Genomic DNA, 18,998 nt, shown 5'->3' with positions numbered 1-18,998 from the left:
GGAGCGGGGGAGCCGATTTTCTCGGGTCCGGTGCGAAGCGAAGCGGAGGACCGGGCGCGTGAAAATTGGGGGGGACCGCTCATCCTTGACGGACCCGGATCCCCGCACGTCATATCTAGGTGGTCAGAGAGAGAGATTTTTTAGGGCACTCCCCTCGCCCCCGGACCCCGCAAGGTGATCGTGACCCGGCAGGGCGGAGACCCGGAAACCGGGGCTCCGGGAGCCGCAGGCGAGTAGAGCGCCGGGCCCGTCCAGCGGACGGGATGCCCCGCCTCTTCCCCGGTTCACGCTGGTGCAGCGAATGTTGGTCGAACCCTGCCCACGAATCTGGCAAGTGGCGGACATGACGACGAACAATCCCTTTGGGCCAGGAAGCCCTCTTAACGATCTCTACAAGCGCCAGCGCGAAATGGCCGATTTGCTCAAGCTCGCGCGGGGGCCAGGCTATGAGCTGCAACAGCGCATGAAGGCGCTCGAAGGACCGTTGGCAGCCTATCGCGACCTGGAGAAGACAGGTGTGCTGGCGCAGATCGCCAGCCTTCAGAACAGCGGGGTGCTGAGCAACCTGCTTTCGAGCAGCACCTTTCATGCGGCCAATATGGCCGCGGTGCAGGCGCGCTCGACGCCCTCCTGGATGCTGGCGCTTCAGAGCACGGCGCTGAGCGTGGCGCGCAAGGATCTCGGCCTCCTCAAGACCCAGCAGCTCCTGGCCGCGTCGACGGGCGCCGATATCCTCAAACTCGCCGGGCTGGTCGACACCAATCGAACCTTCATCGAGAAGATGATGGCGGGCTCGAAATGGACCGAGCAGTTCCGCGCTCTCTCGGATCGGTTTGCGCCGAACCTCGCCGGCATCAAGCTGGCCGCCGAGCAGGCCCGCATGCTCGATATGATGACATTGCGTGCCAGCGCGGAGGTCGTCGCCAGGAGCACGGTGGTGATCGTCGCCGAACAGGTGCTCGAGGCGCACGGACTGATCGAGGCGATCGGCCATGCCGACAGCCAGGCGCAAAGCATCGGCCTGTTCGCACAGCTCCTGTCGCTGGTCGGCACGATCTTCTCGGGGCTCCAGGAGAATACGCTCAAGGAGATCAAGGGCGTCGGCGCGATCAAGCTGATCGAACTGGTGCTGATTGCGATAACGATCTGGCACTTGATGGTGCCTGCCGACTTGTCGCCGGCCGAGCAAAAGGCGTTCACCGAGATGAACGTCAAGATCGAAGCGGTGCAGGACAAGCTCGACAAGATCGTGACGGCCAACGAGGCGGCCGACGCATCCTATGTCGAGGGCCTGCCGCGGGCCGAACTGAAGCGCGACGCGGCGATCCGCCGCGAGCCGCAAGGAAAGGCCCCGGTGCTAATGCGCGGGGTCGAGGGAACGCAACTCGCGGTCAAGGAAGCCCGCGGGAAATGGCGCCTCGTGGTCTACCGCGATCTCCTGACCGACCAGCTCTCCGAAGGCTGGGTCTATGCGCCAGCGGTGCAGATGCTGGACGAGCCCGCTTCCTGACGAAAAGATGGATGGGCGGCGCCGGAGCGCCGCCCTTACTGGTCAGAAGAAGTCGATCTTGTCGGCCCGGATCTCGCAGCCGTAGCGGGTGATGCCTTCGCGATCCTCCCAGCTCGAATAATGCAGGCTGCCGCTGATCGCGACAACGTCACCCTTCTTGCGGGAGGCGCCGGACCGGGCGAGGCCGTTGAAGCAGGTGACCTTGTGGAATTCGGTCTCTTTGGCGGTGTAGCCGGTGGCCTCGTCGACATAGGTTTTGCCGTCCTTGAGCTTCACGCGGTCGGTTGCGACGATGAGGGTGGTGACGCTGCCGCGGGTCTCGGGATCCTTGGCGACACGGCCGGCGAGATTGACGTTGTTCATGGTTGTGCTCCTTATTGGTCCAGCGGCCTTCCCGCCGGTGACACCGAAGAGCGGCGTGCGGGATCGGCGCGCACCGCAGCGCAAGCGAAGGGGAACCCCTGGAGGGAGCTGGCGCGGGCAGCCGCGTAGCGGCAACACGGGCGACCGGACGGGGTTGCGGGCCGGGACCGTTCGCCGCAGGTGTCGGGAACAGGCGAAGGAAGGACGCTGGACTCAATGGGGCACCGGCCCACGACGCATCGATCGCCGGCAGCGCATGACCAACCTGGAACTTGGCTGCGCTTCAGACCCCGGTCATGACACTGGGTGGGCGAGGATGGTGACTGGCTTGCCGCGAACAACCCCGGCTCAGCCGGGAATAATCGTCCATAAGGACAATATTCCGTCCTTGCCCTCCCAGTCGCCGCCGACCCGGGTGAAGCCGGATCGCTGGAGGTTGTTCCTCATGGTGTTGCTGGAGGTCGTCGCGAAGGTCGGCTCGGTGATGTGCGCGAGGATGGCGTCCACGAGTCCGCCCGAAAGGTGCCTGCCGCGCATATCGGACGCGATCACGACATAGCCGAGTTCAGGCGCAGCCTCGAACCCCGCGATCGGCACGGCGGCCGCGGCGAAGCTCTTGCGCCGATAGGTCGCGGCCGGGGTCTTCCATGCGGCGGCAGCGACGATGCGGTTGGTGTCCGTCTCCCGTAGCAGCGCCACACAGCGGGTCCGCTTGAGGCGCATGAGAAGATCATCGACCGTGCCAGTGACGGCTTTCCCTTTCACGACAAGCTCGGCGATCGCGCGCTGATCGGTCGGATCGAGAGCGTTGAAGTCGCCGGACCAGGGATAGGGATCGTCAGCCATGCACGTTTCTCGGTTTCTGGGATGGTAGCAATGCCGGTTATGTGGTGGGCGCGTAGTAGATTGCATCGAGCATGGCGACGCGCGCGTCCCACAGCTCCATGTCGCGGCCCGTGGGCCGGGCGGCATTGTACCAGGGCGCTTGGCGGATCGGCTCGATCACCCAGTCCCAATAATTGTCGAGGGTCAGCATCGTTGGGCGAAAATCGAGCGCAACCGCCAGGCCGGGCTTGTTGCCGCCGTTGACGCAAACGAAGACGTCCGGGCGTTTCATGGCGAGCAGACGGGTCGCGGGCCCGAGCCGGGCGGTCCGGGACGAGCCGGAAAAGGCGTCGGTGAACGCCTGGACATAGACGCTGAACTGGGTTTGCGTGACGGCTCCGCGCTTGGGGATCGAATCCAGCGCCGCGGCGAGGGCCGCGTTCTGCTGGCCGATCCGCTCGGCGAATGTGCCGGCGCCGCCCATGGATCCGAACCAGCCCCAATCGAAGTCGTCGAGACCGGCGGCCTCGGCTTCGATCCCGCCAAGTACGCCGGCGATGCCCTTCCATTCGGCGACGGAAAGATCGGCGAAGGACGCACTCTTGGCGAACATCTGCTGGATCTCGCGAACGAGCTTCATGCGTTTTTTGAAGTCGTGGTGCGTGTCCTTGCGGGCGAGCTTGACGAAGTCCCGCCAGGACATCGTCGCGAGCGGCGAGGTGATACGTGCCCAGTCCTTGGCCTCGGCGGGCAGGACCGGGTTCTTCGGCCTCGGCGCTTTGCGCGCGGCCTCGGCCTGACGGCGATAGCTATCCGCGAGCTTGCGGGTGATCGGCAGGTGAAGCGGCGCATAGCCCGCGAGCTGGTCACGCACCTGTTCGAAGAAGGTATCGTCGGCCGCGCCCTTCACATGGACGCTGGCCTCATGGTTCGATCCGAGACCTCCCTTGGTGAAATTGGCGCTGCCGACGATCGCCTCGGCCTTGGCGCCGGATTGAAAGTAGAAGATCTTCGGATGGAAGCAGCCCGGCCGGTTCTTGGCGACGAAGGCGCCCGGAACATCGACAAGGCGGTCGATCAAATCGGGATCGGTGGCCGAGAAGTCGGCGCCAAGGAGGACGGACTCGAACTTGGCCTTGGCGGCGAGCAGGCTCTCGGCGACATCGGTCAGGTCGCCCCACGCGACGGCAATGGAGATCCGTTCATGCTTTTCGATGAGCGCGGTCAGACGGCGCGCGATCTTCTTTGCGTCCAATAATGCGATTTGCATGCCCCGCCCTGTACCCCTGCTCTATTTGGTTCGTACTTAGCCAGGTGTTGGGGACACGCATAGAAATTCCCGGAGATTGACCGGGATCGGGCCAATCAAACGAAAAAAAGGCCCGCTTCGCGAGGAAGGCGAAGCGGGCCGGAGAGAGGGGCGGTTGGCGAGGCTCAGTCGGCCATTTCCGGCGTGCGACCACGGCGACGACCGCCGCCAGCCGGTGCCTCGCCGCCGAAAGCGCCTTCGGCCGAGGACTCGCCCAGACCGTCACCGGAGGCGGGCGGAGCGGTTTCGCCGGCACCCGGCAACGGCGGCAGACTGTCGTCGGCGGCAACCGTGTCGGTGGGCGCATCGCGCCGGCGGGTGGGACGGGACCAGACGACGTTGTACGAGCCGTCCTCTTGGCGGAAGGCCGAGATGTAGAGCGGCTTGTCGAGGCTGGGATCCTCGATCTTGCCGTTGAGGAAGCTCTCGCCGGTCGAGTTGGACGACAGTTCGAACAGCGATCCGACCTGGACCCACTGACGGGCGGCCGAGAGCGCGAGGATCTCGAATTTTGGAGCGCGCGGATTGGCGGACTGGACGGTGCGCAGCGCGATCACGATGGCGAGAGTGAGGGTCGAAATCTTGCCAGTGTAGGTGCCGCTGGCGTTCTGCGTGATGGTGCCGATGTTCATGGGTCGTCTCCTGAGAAAGTTCGCTCGAACCCCTTGTCCGAACACCTTCTCTCACCCCCCTCCTCTCCTCGGCCGTTCGGCCGAGTAAGGCGGGCCAGCGCCGCTCCGATTGGCGCCACTGCGGCGCTATCGGGTTGTTTCAGGTCACCTACGAGTTGTCCCGGGTCTCAGGTCCCTGGCCGCGATGCCGGCGAGCGCCACAAGGCGATGATGTCCTGCATCTCCTCGGCAAATCCGAGGCTATCGATATAGACCGCACCGCGATCGTTCTGGCCCAGGAAGCCGATGACGGTCGTGATGTCGTTGGCGATCGCGACGTCGAGCCCAAAGATATCGGCTATCTGGAAGTGGCCGAGGTCGGGTCCATTCCACCAGGCCATGAGAAAATCGGCGACGCGCTTCGACTGCCCGGTGTCGCTCATCGCGATCGGGATCAGCCGGGTCAGCGCGGCCCGCGCTGAATCATAATCGGTCGCAACGGTCGTCATCGACGGTCTCCCCGCTGTGGCTCAGACATCTTCGTAGTCGATCGAGAGACTGGCCGCGAGCTTCTGGATCTCGTCATGGCAGACGGGATCGGCGATATCGCGCTTGCTCAAGCCATCCAGGATATCGTCCGGCACACGATCGCCGAACAGGAGCACCGCGAACTCGGGACCATATTGATAGGACGTATAATAGAGCCCTTGGGCGGACGGACAGGCGGCGTGAATCTTCTCCGCCCAGCCCCGCGTGACCGGATAAGTGCTCCTTGGACCAGCCAGGAGGGCGTTGCCATTTACGCCGATCTTGCGTTGACCCGTCGTCGTGATGCTGACCAGGTTGAGGTCATGCTTCGTGCGCACATGACTGTGGGCGTGTAGCCGATAGTCATGGGGATAGACGATCTCGGGGGGCGCGACCTTCGTGCGATTGCGCTGCGGGCTGTCAGGGCAGCGCAGGATGATCTCACATGCAGCACATTCGAACGATTGCGCCGCATAGATGGTCGGGATGATGGCGCCGCCAGCATCGCGGATCGGCGAGAAGCGCGCATTCCCCTTGTTCGTGCCGTTGAACTCGGCCGAGCCGAATTCATCGAGATGAACTCGATGCAATTCTGTCCCGGCCTTCAGGAGATGATAGTCCTCCTTCCCAACCTTCATCGTGGCTGGGTTGGGGATTTTCAGGCTGATCCGCATCAGCCATGGACCTCGGGCTCGATCTCACGCTCGAAGGCTGCGATCACGGCCTCGGGTTCACTACCAAGCGACGCGCCAGGCGAGTCCTCGAAATCGAGATGAGGCCGGGTTAGCCAGTGGAGCAGCCGAAAGTTGGTCCAATGGTCGGGCTTCCTGGCGATGATTTCGCTCAGAGCCGGATAGATCCGGCGACCCTCGACATCGAACTGCAGCAGCGGATAGGCAGCTCGACCATCGACTGTGAAGCGGAGCAGCTCGTTCTTCTCCTCCTTGCGCTTCATCGTGGCCGAGGGATTAGCGCCGGAGAGACCGAGCAGCTCACAGGCCTGGGCCTGATCCGCCATCTGCGTGCTCGCGAGGATCCGCTCCTGAAGGCGAGCGCGATTGAGCGCGGCCTTCAGTTGCGCGTCGTCACCCGTCGCGAGATTCTCGCGGAGCATCAGCCGATATTCCGAGATGAGTTTTTCGAACTCGGTGGAGAATTTGTCCTGGAGATAGCGTGTGGCAACCTTCTCGAATGCTGTGACAAGAAGCTTGACCGCGGCTGCCGGCAACTTGGCTCCGCTCGCTTTGGGCGCGGCCTCGGACGCGCTCAAAGCGAGTGCTTCCCTGAGAACGACGAGATTGTCTGGATCCTGTCCAATCGAGAAATCGACCACGACGTGACCATTGTCGGCGGCGGCGGCGATGCGTGGCGACGCGTAGAAGGCGCGCTTCTTGCCGCGCGCCCGGCTCGGCGTGCCGACACGGGCCTGTGTATCGAGAGTGGATGCGGCTACCATCGGTAAAATCCTAGTTTCGCTATATCGCGTAATCCATATAGCACAAATAGCAGAGATTGCGAGTCCATTGTAATCTGCGATGTGGGACTGACCATCGTTCAACCGGCAAGACGGCTCGCTAGTGGACCGATCCGAAGAGGCTACGCTTCGCAGCGGCCTAGTGGGATCCGTCCTTGACGCCGATCGTCTCGCGCATCTCGTCCCCTAGCCTGACGGCGAGATCTTCCGGGACGATAGCATGCGGCTCAACAATCGCGATCGCGGCCTCTGGTGTCAGCAGCTCGCCAGGCTCGGTGCCGATCCAGATGAGAGCCTCCCCTTCCTCGGGCTCGTCCACCGTGACGAAGAAGACCTGCGCGAAAAACGTCTGCAATGGCCGGTCCCAACCGATGGTGGCGCGCACGACATGGGGCTGATCGGCCTTGGGCTGGAGATGGTGACGGCTCATCCACATGTCCTCCGAATACGATGCTGAACATGACGCGCAGCGCCCTCGGCGCTGCTGATCGCCTTGCCTGCGGCCGAGGCAGCCTGACGGGCACCTGCCTGGCGCAACAAGGTACGGGCTTCGCGCAAACGCTCAACTGCAATCGCTATTGCTTGGCCATGCTCGGGGGTCGCCGGCGTGATCCGACGCATTGGATTTCTCCTGATAATCTGTTGGAAGGGGGAAACGAGGCAACCTAGTCGTCGCCGCGAAGCATGATCGTCATGACCCGTGTGGTGACGCTGGGGTCGGCCGGGTTTTCGGACCCCCATTCGAGCGCCCGATCGTAATAGTCGATCGTGAAGCGGACGCTTCGGCCTCGAAGGATCAGCTCGCCGCGCGCGCGCTCGGGACCGTCCTGAGGCGCGAACGCGTAGCGGCGAACGGCCCCAAGCACCTCGGCCTGGGCGAGGACCTCTGCTTCGCGCCCTTCGGCCTCGCTCAGTGCCGCGAGACAGGTGGCGGTGATGACGGTCCGCGCCGTGCGGTCGAGGCCGAGCCGACAAAGGTCGTTGAGCTCGGCGATGCGGGTGGTCTGGTCGGTCATGCTGCCTCCTTGAGCCGGCATTGAAGGTGTCGATCCAGGCCTCCACGGGCTAGCCAGGTGTCAGTCGAGCAGGGATCGAAGGGCGAAATATTCTCGGCACGGATCGTATGCTCGGCCTCCTTCGACGTCAGGCAAAGAGGCGCATGGGCTGTTCGACCGGCGAGGTGAGGTGCAGGTCGCGCGCCAGGCGGGCGGCGAAACGGTCGGGCGCCATGAGGTCATTGACCGATGCCCAATGATTGCGATCGCCGCAGTGGTCGTCGCGGCCGCGAACCCGGCGATAGAGGACTTCCCGGCCTTGGCCCGAACAGCCCAGCGAGAGCTGCACCCAGGCCTCCTCGCCATGGAGCGTGATTTCGCCGGAGACCGCGGGGCCGCCCTTGTTGTAGCGAATGTCGTAGCTTCCGTCAGAAAGATTCAGGGCGTCGGCCAGGCGCCGCATCGCGGAGCGGCCTTCGGAATGGAAAAGCCGCTTGGCAGCCTCGTCATAGCTGACGCCGCGATAGGCCAGGTTTCGAAGTACCGGGGTCCGGCGAATTTCGGCGATCTGGTCCATGCAGGTGCGGCGAAGCTCCAGGCTGGACGGCCGATCCTCGCACACCGCATTGAGATGGCGAACGAGCAGGATCACGGCAGGATCGGTTTCGGCATCCTTGCCAGCGTTGCGGCAGTCCTTGATCGCGGCGCCGATGGCGTGGAGGGTGGTGCCGACCGTGATCAGCGAGCTAGGATCAAGCGCTTGCTGGTGGCGCATGGCGACGTCGTAGGTCATGGGGAGAATCTCCGGTCTCGAGCACAAATCGGCTCAACCGCCCCTCCCCCTCTCTCCTTTCTCCCCGGTCAGCCGGCGAAGCCGTCCCGGTAGATGTCGGCCGCCCATTGCTCGAACCACGGGAAGGTCAGCTCATCATGGTCGAGATCGCCGGACTCGATCAGGGCGCGGATTTCTGCGCGGGCCTGGGCAATCGCCGCTTCCCATGGATCGCTCGGTGTCACGTCGATCGACAGATGCGCGATCGACGGAAGACGTCGCGGCTGCCGTGAGAGCCGGTCGTGCTGGGCGCCGACCCAGTCCTCCAGATGTTGGGCGACAAAGCGGTCGGTCTTCGAGACCCCGGCCTTGCGTGCTGACCGGCGGGCGCCGACACCATAAGCTTGGCTGTCGATCGAAGCGACCCTGTGGCTGAACGGGAGGAGGTAGGGCAGCACCTCGCCCTTGGCGCCGAAGACGTGAAGACGCACGCCCACCGGCAGGATCTGGTCGAGATGATCGATAACGGCGATCAACCCTTCGGGTCCGTGGGCGGGCCGGCGGCACATGCTGCCGACGCCGATAAGGGCGCCGGGCTTCATCGCCGTCCAAAGAGCGTCGACACAGCGCCCATAGTCCTCGGGCAGACGGCCTTGGATGACAGGCATCAAGGTCGCGACGATCCCATGATCTTCGGCGAGCTTGCGGCAATCGCGATTGGCGCGGATGGTCCGCGAAATGCGATCGATGACCTCATCACGATCGCGCGCGATCTCAGCCTCGACGCAATAGTCGGCGCTGGCCCACCAGCGGAACGGGTAGGCCGCGGCCAGCGCGACATAGTCGGGAAGCGACCAGGGAAACCCGCCATAGCGGGCGGTGGCGACGAAGCCGGCGGAATCGAGACAAAGTGCAGCGAGACCCTCAGCGTTGGCGAGTTGGCGCAGCCGCCATCCGATCCATTCCCGCCAGCCCCGCTTCTCGGACCAGCGCGAGAGGCAGTTTGCAGAAATGAGCGCGGCTTGGCGCAACGACCGTGTCCGCGCAAGGATAGGGCCCTCACCGAGATGCGGAAGTCCGACGATGATCTCGATCGACATGGGGTGCTCCATGGAATGGCGGTCCCGGTTGACGGTCTCGCATGTTCACGTTACGTTCTGTTGCGCAGGAGATTCGCCATGAGGACAGACAAACTTCGCGACCGCTTCGACCTCGACATCACGCTTCGTGACGCGGCGCTGGATGCCGAGAATCGGCCGACGCGCCGGATGATCGCAAACGCGTCGATCGGCATGGACGTAGAGGACGCCTATTATTCAGTGCGCGAGCTGCGGCAGGCGGTGGCCTGGGTCCATGTGGGCGAGCCCTCGGGCAAGGCAAAGCTGGCTGCGATCCTCGCGAACGACGGGGCGGACGATTTCCAGCGCTGCGTGTATTTTTGCCTCGCGGGACGGGGCGTCGTCGCGATGCTCGACGATCTCGAATGGCTTGAAGACCTTCTTGAGCGCCGTGGCCGGGTCGCGGGCGAGCAGAAGCGGCGGAAGGGTTCGCGGATGCCGCTGACTAATCCCTATGTGGCCGATTCGCCCGACGGGCCGATGGTCAAGTTGGATGCCAATTTCGAGCAGGGCCCGTCCTGGTGGGCGGACCCCGCGCTGACCGACTGAATCGTCAGCGCTCGCAGCGCAGCCTTTCGCCATGCCGCCAACGGGACGGTTCGAGCCACGTCCCGGCAAACGCCCCTGCCCTGCGGGCTTTCGCCTGGGTGAATGCCGACTGATATGGCGCCGCTCGGGCCGAATCGCCGCGCAGATATTGGGTCTCGGGCACGGCGAGGCCGGCGCGGATCATCCGCTCGCCAAGATCCTGCCCATCGACGGTCACGATCGCGACTGGACGACCGTAGCTGGATGAGGGCGTCAGCTGGATCGATGCTTTCTTCGAGCGGAGCGCATTCGCCGCGAAATCCTGTGCGGCCTTGCCGCATTGCCAGCAGCCGGCGACCTTCTGACAGAGCTGCCGGCGCTCGAACGCATCAACCCCAAGCAGCCTGAAATCGACCGCGACCGTATCGCCATCGAGGGCTCGGGCCTGCGCATCGAAGGTTTGCGGCTTCGCCGGCGAGGCCGCGGCGGTCATTGCAAGCACCGCGAGCGTGAGGCCGGCCGTATGCCGCATCACGAAACCATCTCCACCTCGACCATGTCGGTGGCCGACGGCGAGGTGCAGACGCGGAAGGGTTGGAGCGGATTGACCGTGCGCACAATGCTCAGCGGCTCGCACCGCTCGTCGAGCAATCGCGACGCTACGCGGTTGGCGTTCTCTCGGCTGCAGAGCAGGAGACGCTTTGGTGACAAGCCGTCAGTCTGGGCGAACATGGGTGCTCCTCGTCGATGAAGGACTGATAAAGGCTGCGCGCCTCAGGCAAAGATGGTCTTATGGACCTTTGTCACCGGCACCAACTGCCATGCCAGGTCACGGAAGCCTGTGATCCGGTAACGTTGGCAGGTCTCGGGATCACGAAAGCTGACCCGTCGGCCGCGCTTCTCGACGATGAACTCCGACCCGGTATGTCCGTCAACGAACTTGAGCGGCGTTTCGAGCCTGATCCTGTCGCCATCCTCGATCTTGCGGGAGCGGCGCTCGAGCCGGGCGCGGCAACGGCGGCGCCAGTCCTGGGCGTGCTCATTATTAGTCGGGGTCAGGAGATCGAGGATGCTCTGCGGACAATCGTCCTCACAAGGGCCCATGGATTCCTCCATGTCCTTATAGCCGAACTGCTCGCCGGTCTTGCTGCCCGGGCACCAGTGGACCTTGCAGACGATGGCGAAAATCTCGCCGCCGACGCCATTGGTCATGACCTGGGTGGCCGCATAATAGGTGCGGTTCTGGGGACAAGATGAAGCCAGAACCCGCAGACCTTTGGAGCCGCCATCGACCTCGCGCGTGTAGGTGAATTGGTCATCGAGATAAGCCTTGGCGGTGGGGTGTCCGCCCATCGAGGCAAAAGGCATGGTGAGCCATCCCATGATTGAACTCCTTGTCGATCAAATGAAAGCGCCGCGTCAGGCGGCCTCTGCGAATTGCTCAGCGGCCCCGGGCCGAACGTCCGTGGAAGCGGTCGCGACCCCGGTCGCCCCGAAGGCGCGCAGATAGTTGAAAGCTTGCTCGGCCTTGGAAGCGGCGTGGATGATCGCGGTCTTGTCGGCGCGCAGGATGCCAAGCCAGTGGGCGACATAGCTGGCATGATTGTCATGCAGCTCGTTCGGTAGCCCGAGATGGGCGCAGACGAGGCCGCTTCCGATCTCGGCGACCAGCTCCTCGAAGCTATAGGCCTTGTCTCCGAACCGCTTTCCGAAGGTCCGGGCCAGACGCGCCGTCCCGCCCGACCAGTGGACGGTCTCATGAGCCCGGGTCGAGGCGTAGTGGTCCATGGTCTTGAACGACCGTTGATGCGGCATCTGGACATAGTCGAAGGTGGGGTGGAAGAACGCCCGGTCTCCGCCATGGCGCACGTCCGCAGGGATCGCGTGGAAGAAGTCATCGATCTCAGCTTGGCGGGCAGAAGGATCGGTCGGTGCCGGATCTTCGTCAGCGGGATAGAAATAGGCCGGCAGACCGTCGATCTGATCGGCGTTGAAGACGATGTAATGGCGCAGGAAGCGGATGCTCCGCTCGGTCTCGACGCCAGTGACGGGGTCAGCTTCGGTCTTCTTGAAGCTGGAATAGTAGACCGATAGGGAGCCTTGCTCGCCTCGACGGACGTTTCCGCCCAAGGTTTCCGCCTGGCGATATGTCATCCAGTAGCGCGAGCGGTATCCCTGCGCGTCCGCAATCGCCCAGAGATAGAGGACATTGATGCCGGTGTAGGGCGTGCCGCAATGACGGAGCGGACGGCCACCGGCACCGCTTACCCGCCACGGGCGGCTCCAGGGTGCAACGCCCTCTTCGAGCTTGCGGATGATCAGGTTGGTGATTTCGGCCGCGACATCGCGGTTCGGCTTCTGCTTCGTGGGCATATCGGTCGATCCCATGGCTGGAAAGGGAGACCGCCGATGCTGGCGAGCACCGGCGGTCCGTCACTCAGTGGGGAATGGCCGGCGGCGAAACCGGACGGCCGCCGGGTCGGCACCGTGATCGCGGATCAGGCGGCCACGGATTCCCCGAGCTCTTCGTCGGCGATGGGCGCCACCTCGTCGGTGGCCCCCTCGTCCTCGTCCTCGGCCTCGGTAGCCTCTTCAGCTCGTTCTGCGGTCGGATCGACGGGGGTTTCCGACGTCCGATCGAGGAACCGCATCGCATTGGGCACCCAGGCAAGAGCGGCTTCCTTGACCTCGGGCTCGACGATCACCTCACCGGCGAACAGCTTCTGACAGCTCTCCGAGATCTCGGTCTTCTTGAGAGAGGTGTGACGAACAGTCAGCGCTGGACCGCCGATCTCCGTGAGCAGGCTGAGGATGCTGCCCTTGTTGACCCGGTCGAAGAAGTTCTCCGAGGTCGGCCGCCACCAGCTCGCGACGTCAATCTCGAGGATCGAAGCGAGGCGGTTGTGCAGCGCGATCTGCTCGTTCGAGTAACCGGGTTTTGCCTCGAGCGAGAGCGCGACGATGTAGGCGAGCCAATTAGCCTTGCTGTCATCGTCGAGCGCCCGGAATGCCTCGAACCGCTCGACCTCGCACTCGGGCTCCGTCCAGGCTGCGTCCAGCCCGTCCCGAGCCTCGGCGAGATAGTCGCGGGCGCGGGACGCCGGCAGGTCGCCCGTGACCGGATCCTGAGGGCTGCTCGCGCGGATGGTGGTCCCATATTTGACCGAGCTGAGGTAACGCGACGCCGAGTTGGTTCGTGCGTCGACCATGACGAACAGCGCATAGTCGAGCGCGAGCGCCGGTTGGGCCAGGATACAGGACGCGAGAATGTCGCGGCGCTGGACCGAGAGCTCGTCGTAGAGCCGGGCGCTGAGCGGCTTGCCACCGGGCGCGACGGCCTCGGGTCGGTATTTCGGCTCGGAGCTGCTGTTGCCCCGCTCACCGGCGCCATCACCTTCGCGGTCCTCGTGATCGTCGCCGTCCTCGCCGTCAGGTTCGTCGATCACCAGCTCCTGCTCGCTGTAATATTGGGTATCCAGCCGCATTTCGCCCTGCGGCGTGAGGAGCAGGAAGGCGCCGACATGGCCTTTCATGGCTTCAGGCAGGACCGGAGAACGGTTTTCAATCGTCTCGGCCTCGGCGATGAGGCGATCATCTTCCTGATCCAACAGCTTGAACGCCTCGTCGGAGAGGTCGCTCTCCTCCATCTCGGCTTCGAGCATGGTGCGCCGCTCCTCAATCTCGGCCAGACGCGCGGCCTGCTCCTCCGTAAGGGGAGGCTGCTGCAGGATCGCTCGGTACAGCCCATGTGCAGCGTTGTGGGCATAGTTGCTGGCGATGGGCCGGATCCAGGCGAGGCCGGTTTCCTCGCCGATACGCTTCGCTTCGGCTTCCATGATCTCGCCGGCGAGACGATGCGCGATCTCCGGATCAATCCAGCGGTCGTTGCCGTCGGTGAACAGGTCGCCATCGATCTTGCCGCCGGCTTCACGATAGCGCGCCTCGCCGACCAGGACTGCGATCGGATCGCTGGCCTTCATCGTCTCGTTCGCGATGACGCGCCGGATCGTGTCGGCCGTGACATAGTTCGTCTGATACCCATTCCAGACGAGGAGCTGCTTCTCCTGGTTCTCCGTCGAAGCATAGGCCTTGGCGATGTCGAGGGTGATCTCGCCGCGGCTGAGCGCTTCGAAGATCGGCTCGGCGAGCGACGCCAGGCGCAAACGACCTTCGACGAACCGACGCGTGACACCGAAGCGCTTGGCGACGGCATCGAGATCACCGGTCGACCCAATGAAATGTTGGAACGCTCGGCATTCCTCGGCGGGCGTCATCTTGAGCTGGTGGAAGTTGGTCGCGGTCGACTTCTCGGAGAGCTCTGCGTCGTTGCCCGTCAGCACCATGACCGGGACGTCAAAGTCGGCGTCCGAAATCGTGCCGCGAGCGGCAAGAAGGCGCAGAGCCCGCCACCGGCGGCCGCCGTCGAACACCTCGAACATGCCGCGCGGCTTTTTGGCCGGCGTGATGAGAAGGTTCTGCAGAACGCCTTCGGCTTCGATGCTCGCCGCCATCGGTTCGATCTGAAGCTGCTCGTCCGGCGCGGTGCGGACGTTGACGGGCGAAAGACGCAGTTTGTTGAGCTTGATAGTCCGGATCACTGGGGTCACTCCTTCTGGCGTCCGGCAAATCCCGGACACCATCCCAGCTCCCCCTTCCCTTTCTCTCAGGCATGCCTGAGGACGATGATGCTCACGCCCCGCGTGGGGCGGCTCGAACCGTCAAACCTGGGGACCGGACTAGCCGGCCCCGGCAATAAGCCGCTCGACGATGTCGGCCGCGCTCGGGACGGGCAGGAATACCCGCGTGCGATACTGGATCACCTCGGTGAAACAGCCGAGCGACTTGAGCCAAACAAGCTGGCTGGGCGGCGCGCCGACCAGTTCGATGCGCGACGACCCATTCACGAGCGCACGCTTGATGGTCATCGGGAACGGGCGCGTGAGATCGACGCTTCGACCAGACAAGGCCGATTTGACGATATTGGGTGCCGGCAGGGTCTCGGCCTGACCGATGCCGAGTTTCGTGAAGAGTTGAACGACGTGCTCGTCGAAGACGAGGCGTCCAAGCCAGGAATTGCCAGCCTTGTCGGCGATCCTGTTGACCACGAGATGATCGCTCGGAAGCGCGGACCAGATTGGAAGGAGAAGACCGGTAGCAAGGCGGATGGTTTCGGTGTCGACCTTGTTCGCGGCCTCCTCAGCTTCTTCGAGCCACTTCGCACAGAAGGCCTCGCGGTCGATCGGTGCCCAGGCGCTCTCATAGAGGTCGTCTTCGCGCATATATTCCCGGCGGGTCGGACGCGTGAGCTCGATGCGCGGAATAGGCGTGCCCTCCTTCTCTTCCATGAGCGCGCGGGCCCGCGTTTGAAGTGCCACCTTTCCGGATTTGGCGTTCACCATGAATTCTGCCGTGCCGTCGCAGTCTCCGATTCTGAGTATCCGCTCCAGTGAAACGGGCGTCCGGCGCCGGGCGATCTCGATCGTAAGGAGATGGGAGGTCGCGCCGCTCAGCGGATCGGTCCGTAGCAAAGTGTCGTCGATCAGGGTTGCCGTGTCGACGAGGATGGTCTCGACGCCGACATCCAGGCGACCGGCCTCGCGCGCGGCGGAGACACGGGTCTCGACGAGCGAGAGGAACTCGTCGAAGATCTTGTTTTGCAACGCGATCGGCAGCGCGAGTATCCGGTTGAGCCACCGCTGGATGGGCGGGAGATCGTCCTTCATGACGCCATCCTTGTCACAGAGCTCAAGGCCGGTGCGTCGCTCGAACTCGGCGTGGGAGATGCTATTCAGCTTTCCACCGACAAGCAGATGGAACCAGCTCACCAAGGCCGCGCAGGCGTATTCGCTTTCAAGGTTGTCGGCGGGGTCGAAGAGGTTCTGACCGCCGGTCTGGCGCTGTCCGCGCGTCAATGCGCCCAAGCTGTCGAGGCGGCGGGCGATCGTGCTTGTGAATCGCAGCTCACCCTTACAGTCAGTGGTCACCGGCCTGAACAGCGGTGTGCTCGCCTGGTGGGTGCGATGGGTACGCCCCAGGCCCTGGATTGCGCGATCGGCACGCCACCCCGGCTCGAGCAGCAGATGAACACGCTGCTCCTGATTGGGGGCATCGCGCGAGGCGTGATATGAGCGCCCCGTCCCGCCGGCATCCGAAAAGACGAGGATCCGCTTGCGGCCCTGCATGAACGCGGCGGCCTCGGCCTGGCTGGTCCTGGCTGAGCGGTTTTCGAGCTTCTGCCGCCCGTCAGCGGTCGCAACGAGACGCTTGGTTCGTCCAGTCACCTCGGCGACGTCCTCGTGTCCGAACTGCTCGAGGATGCCATCGAGCGCGGAGGTAATCGGCGGCAAAGCGCAGAGATGTTCGATAAGGCGAGCCCGCGCGGCCTCGGCCTCGGGATTGTAGACAGGATTGCCCGCATCATCCTCCATCGGGAGCGAGCGCTGCGCGCCGGTATCGTCCGTGAAGACCCGCATCTGCCGTGTCGGAAAGGCGCGTTCGAGATAGTCGATCACATATTCGCGGGGAGACAGATCGATCTCCAGTTCGGCTCGTTCATCCGGACTGAGCGAACCCAGGCGCCGGTCGAGGATGGATTCGGCGGTGGTGACGAGTTGCATCACGACCGACTGGTTCGCCTTGAGGTGCTCCCGGACGGCCGCGATTACGGTCGGCAGCTTCATCGAGAGGAGCACTTGGCCGAAGAAGCGTTGCTTGGTGGATTCGAAGCGCGAGCGTGCGGAGGCTTTGGCCCCGCTATTGAGTGTCGCATTTTCGAGTCCGTCGACCACGCCCGTCAGTTCGAGCGCCCGCTCCATGTTCTGATGGATGATCGACCACGTGTCGGCGTAGGTGTCGTAGATCTCGATCTGGGCGGGGGTCAGTTCGTGCCGCAGGATCTCGTATTCGACGCCAGCGAAGCTGAGGGCCCGTGCCATATAGAGACCCGTCGCCTTGAGGTCGCGCGCGACAAGCTCCATCGCTGCGATACCGCCCTTGCTGATCCCGCTGATGAATTGCTCGCGATCGGGGAAGGCCGTGCCCGGTCCCCAAAGCCCGAGCCGCACGGCATAGGCGAGATTGTTGACGACTGACGCGCCGGTGGCCGAGGCATAGAGAATCCGTGCCGCCGGAAGATGGTTCTGTAGCAGCACTCCGCAGATGCCCTGCTGGGATCCGTCCTTGGCGCCAAGAGCCCCCTCCCCGCCTGCGACGCCCCCCATCTCATGAGCTTCGTCGAAGGCGATGACACCCTCGAAGTCAGCACCGGCCCAATCGATGATCTGCTTCAACCGCGTTGAATCGCCCCGCATGGAGCGCAGAGTCGGATAGCTTACGAACAACACACCCTGATCGAGGGCAATCGGCTCATCGATTTTCCAGTTGGAAAGTGGCTGAATGTCACCGCTGAGACCGCCCAACGCCGTCCAATCGCGGCGCGCATCTTCGAGGAGAGGGGCGTTCTTGGAGACCCAGATATTGCGGCGACGGCCCTGCAGCCAGTTGTCGAGTATGCAGGCCGCAATCTGGCGTCCCTTGCCGGCGCCCGTGCCGTCGCCAAGAAAGAAGCCTTTGCGATAGGTATGACCGTCCTCGGCGAGGATCAGGCCGACGCCCTCTTTGTCGGGTTTGAAGTTTCCGGGGATCCATTGAGCCCAGGCGTGACCGGCATAGACAACGGTCTCGAGCTGCGAGGCCGATAGGAGACGTTCGCTGACGGTCCGTTCGGGGAGACATGGCACGTAGTCCGGGATCGGTGCCGGGATCGACCCCATCGCAACGGATTCGACGAGGGCCGTCGGATGCTCGCCAGCCTTGGCGAAGCTAATGCGGCTCGGGCGGTAGGGCAGATAGACGCCGGTTTGCTCGAGCAGCGGAGCAGCAACCTCGAGCTTCGAGTATTCGACCGGCAGGACGTTGTTGCGTGTCGGGGCGTGATAGGCACGAGGCGCTGGTCGGCCGCTCTTGACCGCGCGGAAGAGGGACACCCCCGTCGATCGCTTCGGAGCGGGCATCACCACATTGGGCCGTGCGGACGATCGTTCGGGAATGACGAGGTCATCGATGAGATTGGCAATCGACGCGCGCTGAATGACCGCGGGCGGCGATTTGCCCGGTACCTTGTCGATGACGAATATGCGAACCGCGATCGAGGTCCCGTGCTTCTGGTAGCATTTTTCCAGGCGGATGGCCGTTCGGACGGTCACGTCGCGCAAAACGGTTTCGTACTGGTCGCGCATCCGGGCGCCCGGGCCAAACCAGTCCGGCATGATTGCAACCAGTCGGCCACCCGGGACCAGGCGACGCAGTGCCGCCTGCAGATGGCGAACAGCGGCATAGTCGTCGGCTCCGCGGCCGATGGACCGTGAGAATGGCGGATTCATCAGGATCAGCGTGGGCCGATCAAGCGACGCGAGCGTCGAGTTGATCGTTGCTCCGTCGTGCCCGCTGACGATCGCCGAGGGGAAAGCGGCGTGAAGCCGACCCCGGCGAAGCGGGTCCAGTTCGTTGAGATGGAGCGCCTTGTGGGTCGGGAGCTGCGCGACCAGGAGCCCATTGCCGGCGCTCGGTTCTAGGATGACATCGTCCGGCTGCACGTCGGCCAGCAAGGTGAGGATCGCCGCGATATCGATCGGGGTCGAGAATTGCTGCCATTCGATCTGATCTTCGCTGCGGACGGTTTGGGTCGGCAACCGCTCGGATAGGGCGATGAGGGGACGGACATCCGCCATTCCGGAGAGAGTTGACCCGCTTGCCTGCAGATGGATGGAAAGCGCGTGCTCGAGGAGTTCAAAGCTACCGCGTTGGGTCCAGTGACCATCGGCATCAGACCCACCGAAAGCCGCCGACATCGCCTGGTTGAGTACCCGGCGGTGGACGGGATCGCCGGACTGGAGATGAGGAAGGAGGAGGCGGACAGCCGCGCGATCAGCCTGGGCGGCCGCGTCGAAGAGATAGGACATTTTTG

General features: G+C 63.9%; 19 protein-coding genes. 2 read left to right on the top strand and 17 right to left on the bottom strand.

Annotated features, from left to right (window positions below; translation table 11 throughout):
* Positions 1–343: 343 nt before the first annotated feature.
* A complete protein-coding gene (locus tag LHA26_RS19400) occupies positions 344–1,510 on the top strand; it encodes an SH3 domain-containing protein (protein ID WP_252169019.1) in 1,167 nt (388 codons plus the stop codon).
* A gap of 42 nt (positions 1,511–1,552) precedes the next feature.
* On the opposite strand, the gene LHA26_RS19395 is transcribed toward LHA26_RS19400, so the two are convergent.
* The 11 genes from LHA26_RS19395 to LHA26_RS19345 form a co-directional block, all read right to left on the bottom strand.
* The gene (locus LHA26_RS19395; protein WP_062769707.1) at positions 1,553–1,873 is read right to left on the bottom strand and encodes a single-stranded DNA-binding protein; all 321 of its coding nucleotides are present in this window, start codon (positions 1,871–1,873) and stop codon (positions 1,553–1,555) included.
* Positions 1,874–2,221: 348 nt separating this feature from the next.
* The gene (locus tag LHA26_RS19390; RefSeq protein ID WP_252169018.1) at positions 2,222–2,719 is read right to left on the bottom strand and encodes a hypothetical protein; all 498 of its coding nucleotides are present in this window, start codon (positions 2,717–2,719) and stop codon (positions 2,222–2,224) included.
* A gap of 37 nt (positions 2,720–2,756) precedes the next feature.
* On the bottom strand, positions 2,757–3,968 hold the full coding sequence (locus LHA26_RS19385; protein ID WP_252169017.1) for a phospholipase D family protein: 1,212 nt from the start codon (positions 3,966–3,968) through the stop codon (positions 2,757–2,759).
* A 164-nt stretch (positions 3,969–4,132) separates the two neighbouring features.
* Entirely contained in the window at positions 4,133–4,639 is a 507-nt protein-coding gene (locus tag LHA26_RS19380; RefSeq protein ID WP_252169016.1) for a DUF736 domain-containing protein, read from the bottom strand.
* A 167-nt stretch (positions 4,640–4,806) separates the two neighbouring features.
* On the bottom strand, positions 4,807–5,127 hold the full coding sequence (locus LHA26_RS19375) for a DUF7673 family protein (protein WP_010124609.1): 321 nt from the start codon (positions 5,125–5,127) through the stop codon (positions 4,807–4,809).
* Between the two features lie 21 nt (positions 5,128–5,148).
* Positions 5,149–5,820, bottom strand: a complete 672-nt coding sequence (locus LHA26_RS19370; protein WP_252169015.1) for an RES family NAD+ phosphorylase — start codon at positions 5,818–5,820, stop codon at positions 5,149–5,151.
* Positions 5,820–6,602: a hypothetical protein gene (locus tag LHA26_RS19365; RefSeq protein ID WP_252169014.1), complete on the bottom strand. Its 783-nt coding sequence runs from the start codon at positions 6,600–6,602 to the stop codon at positions 5,820–5,822. The genes LHA26_RS19370 and LHA26_RS19365 overlap by 1 nt, the downstream gene beginning before the upstream one ends.
* 157 nt (positions 6,603–6,759) lie before the next feature.
* Positions 6,760–7,050 (bottom strand): hypothetical protein, encoded by a 291-nt coding sequence (locus LHA26_RS19360; protein WP_252169013.1) that lies wholly within the window; start codon positions 7,048–7,050, stop codon positions 6,760–6,762.
* Between the two features lie 235 nt (positions 7,051–7,285).
* Positions 7,286–7,636 (bottom strand): DUF3768 domain-containing protein, encoded by a 351-nt coding sequence (locus LHA26_RS19355; RefSeq protein ID WP_252169012.1) that lies wholly within the window; start codon positions 7,634–7,636, stop codon positions 7,286–7,288.
* A 127-nt stretch (positions 7,637–7,763) separates the two neighbouring features.
* Positions 7,764–8,408, bottom strand: coding sequence for a hypothetical protein (locus LHA26_RS19350; protein WP_252169011.1), 645 nt, complete (start codon positions 8,406–8,408; stop codon positions 7,764–7,766).
* A gap of 68 nt (positions 8,409–8,476) precedes the next feature.
* Positions 8,477–9,487, bottom strand: a complete 1,011-nt coding sequence (locus LHA26_RS19345) for a deazapurine DNA modification protein DpdA family protein (RefSeq protein ID WP_252169010.1) — start codon at positions 9,485–9,487, stop codon at positions 8,477–8,479.
* Between the two features lie 78 nt (positions 9,488–9,565).
* Here LHA26_RS19345 and LHA26_RS19340 point away from each other — a divergent pair, with 78 nt between their 5' ends.
* A complete protein-coding gene (locus LHA26_RS19340) occupies positions 9,566–10,054 on the top strand; it encodes a hypothetical protein (protein ID WP_252169009.1) in 489 nt (162 codons plus the stop codon).
* 4 nt (positions 10,055–10,058) lie between these two features.
* Here LHA26_RS19340 and LHA26_RS19335 read toward each other — a convergent pair whose 3' ends face one another.
* From LHA26_RS19335 to LHA26_RS19310, 6 genes are all read right to left on the bottom strand, one after another.
* Complete coding sequence (locus LHA26_RS19335; protein WP_252169031.1) at positions 10,059–10,565, bottom strand: thermonuclease family protein; 507 nt, start codon at positions 10,563–10,565, stop codon at positions 10,059–10,061.
* The gene (locus LHA26_RS19330) at positions 10,565–10,765 is read right to left on the bottom strand and encodes a hypothetical protein (RefSeq protein WP_252169008.1); all 201 of its coding nucleotides are present in this window, start codon (positions 10,763–10,765) and stop codon (positions 10,565–10,567) included. The genes LHA26_RS19335 and LHA26_RS19330 overlap by 1 nt, the downstream gene beginning before the upstream one ends.
* Positions 10,766–10,807: 42 nt before the next feature.
* Positions 10,808–11,416 (bottom strand): DUF6927 domain-containing protein, encoded by a 609-nt coding sequence (locus LHA26_RS19325; RefSeq protein WP_252169007.1) that lies wholly within the window; start codon positions 11,414–11,416, stop codon positions 10,808–10,810.
* 36 nt (positions 11,417–11,452) lie between these two features.
* Entirely contained in the window at positions 11,453–12,406 is a 954-nt protein-coding gene (locus LHA26_RS19320; protein WP_252169006.1) for an ArdC family protein, read from the bottom strand.
* A gap of 125 nt (positions 12,407–12,531) precedes the next feature.
* The gene (locus tag LHA26_RS19315) at positions 12,532–14,631 is read right to left on the bottom strand and encodes a ParB/RepB/Spo0J family partition protein (RefSeq protein WP_252169005.1); all 2,100 of its coding nucleotides are present in this window, start codon (positions 14,629–14,631) and stop codon (positions 12,532–12,534) included.
* Between the two features lie 138 nt (positions 14,632–14,769).
* Positions 14,770–18,993 carry a strawberry notch-like NTP hydrolase domain-containing protein gene (locus tag LHA26_RS19310; protein ID WP_252169004.1) on the bottom strand — a complete coding sequence of 1,408 codons (4,224 nt, stop codon included), beginning with the start codon at positions 18,991–18,993 and terminating at the stop codon, positions 14,770–14,772.
* Positions 18,994–18,998 lie beyond the last annotated feature (5 nt).

This window comes from Sphingomonas morindae (assembly GCF_023822065.1).
Classification (GTDB): Bacteria; Pseudomonadota; Alphaproteobacteria; order Sphingomonadales; family Sphingomonadaceae; genus Solisphingomonas; species Solisphingomonas morindae.
Note: the sequence above shows the minus strand (reverse complement) of the source record. Positions and strands in the feature narration are given on the sequence as shown.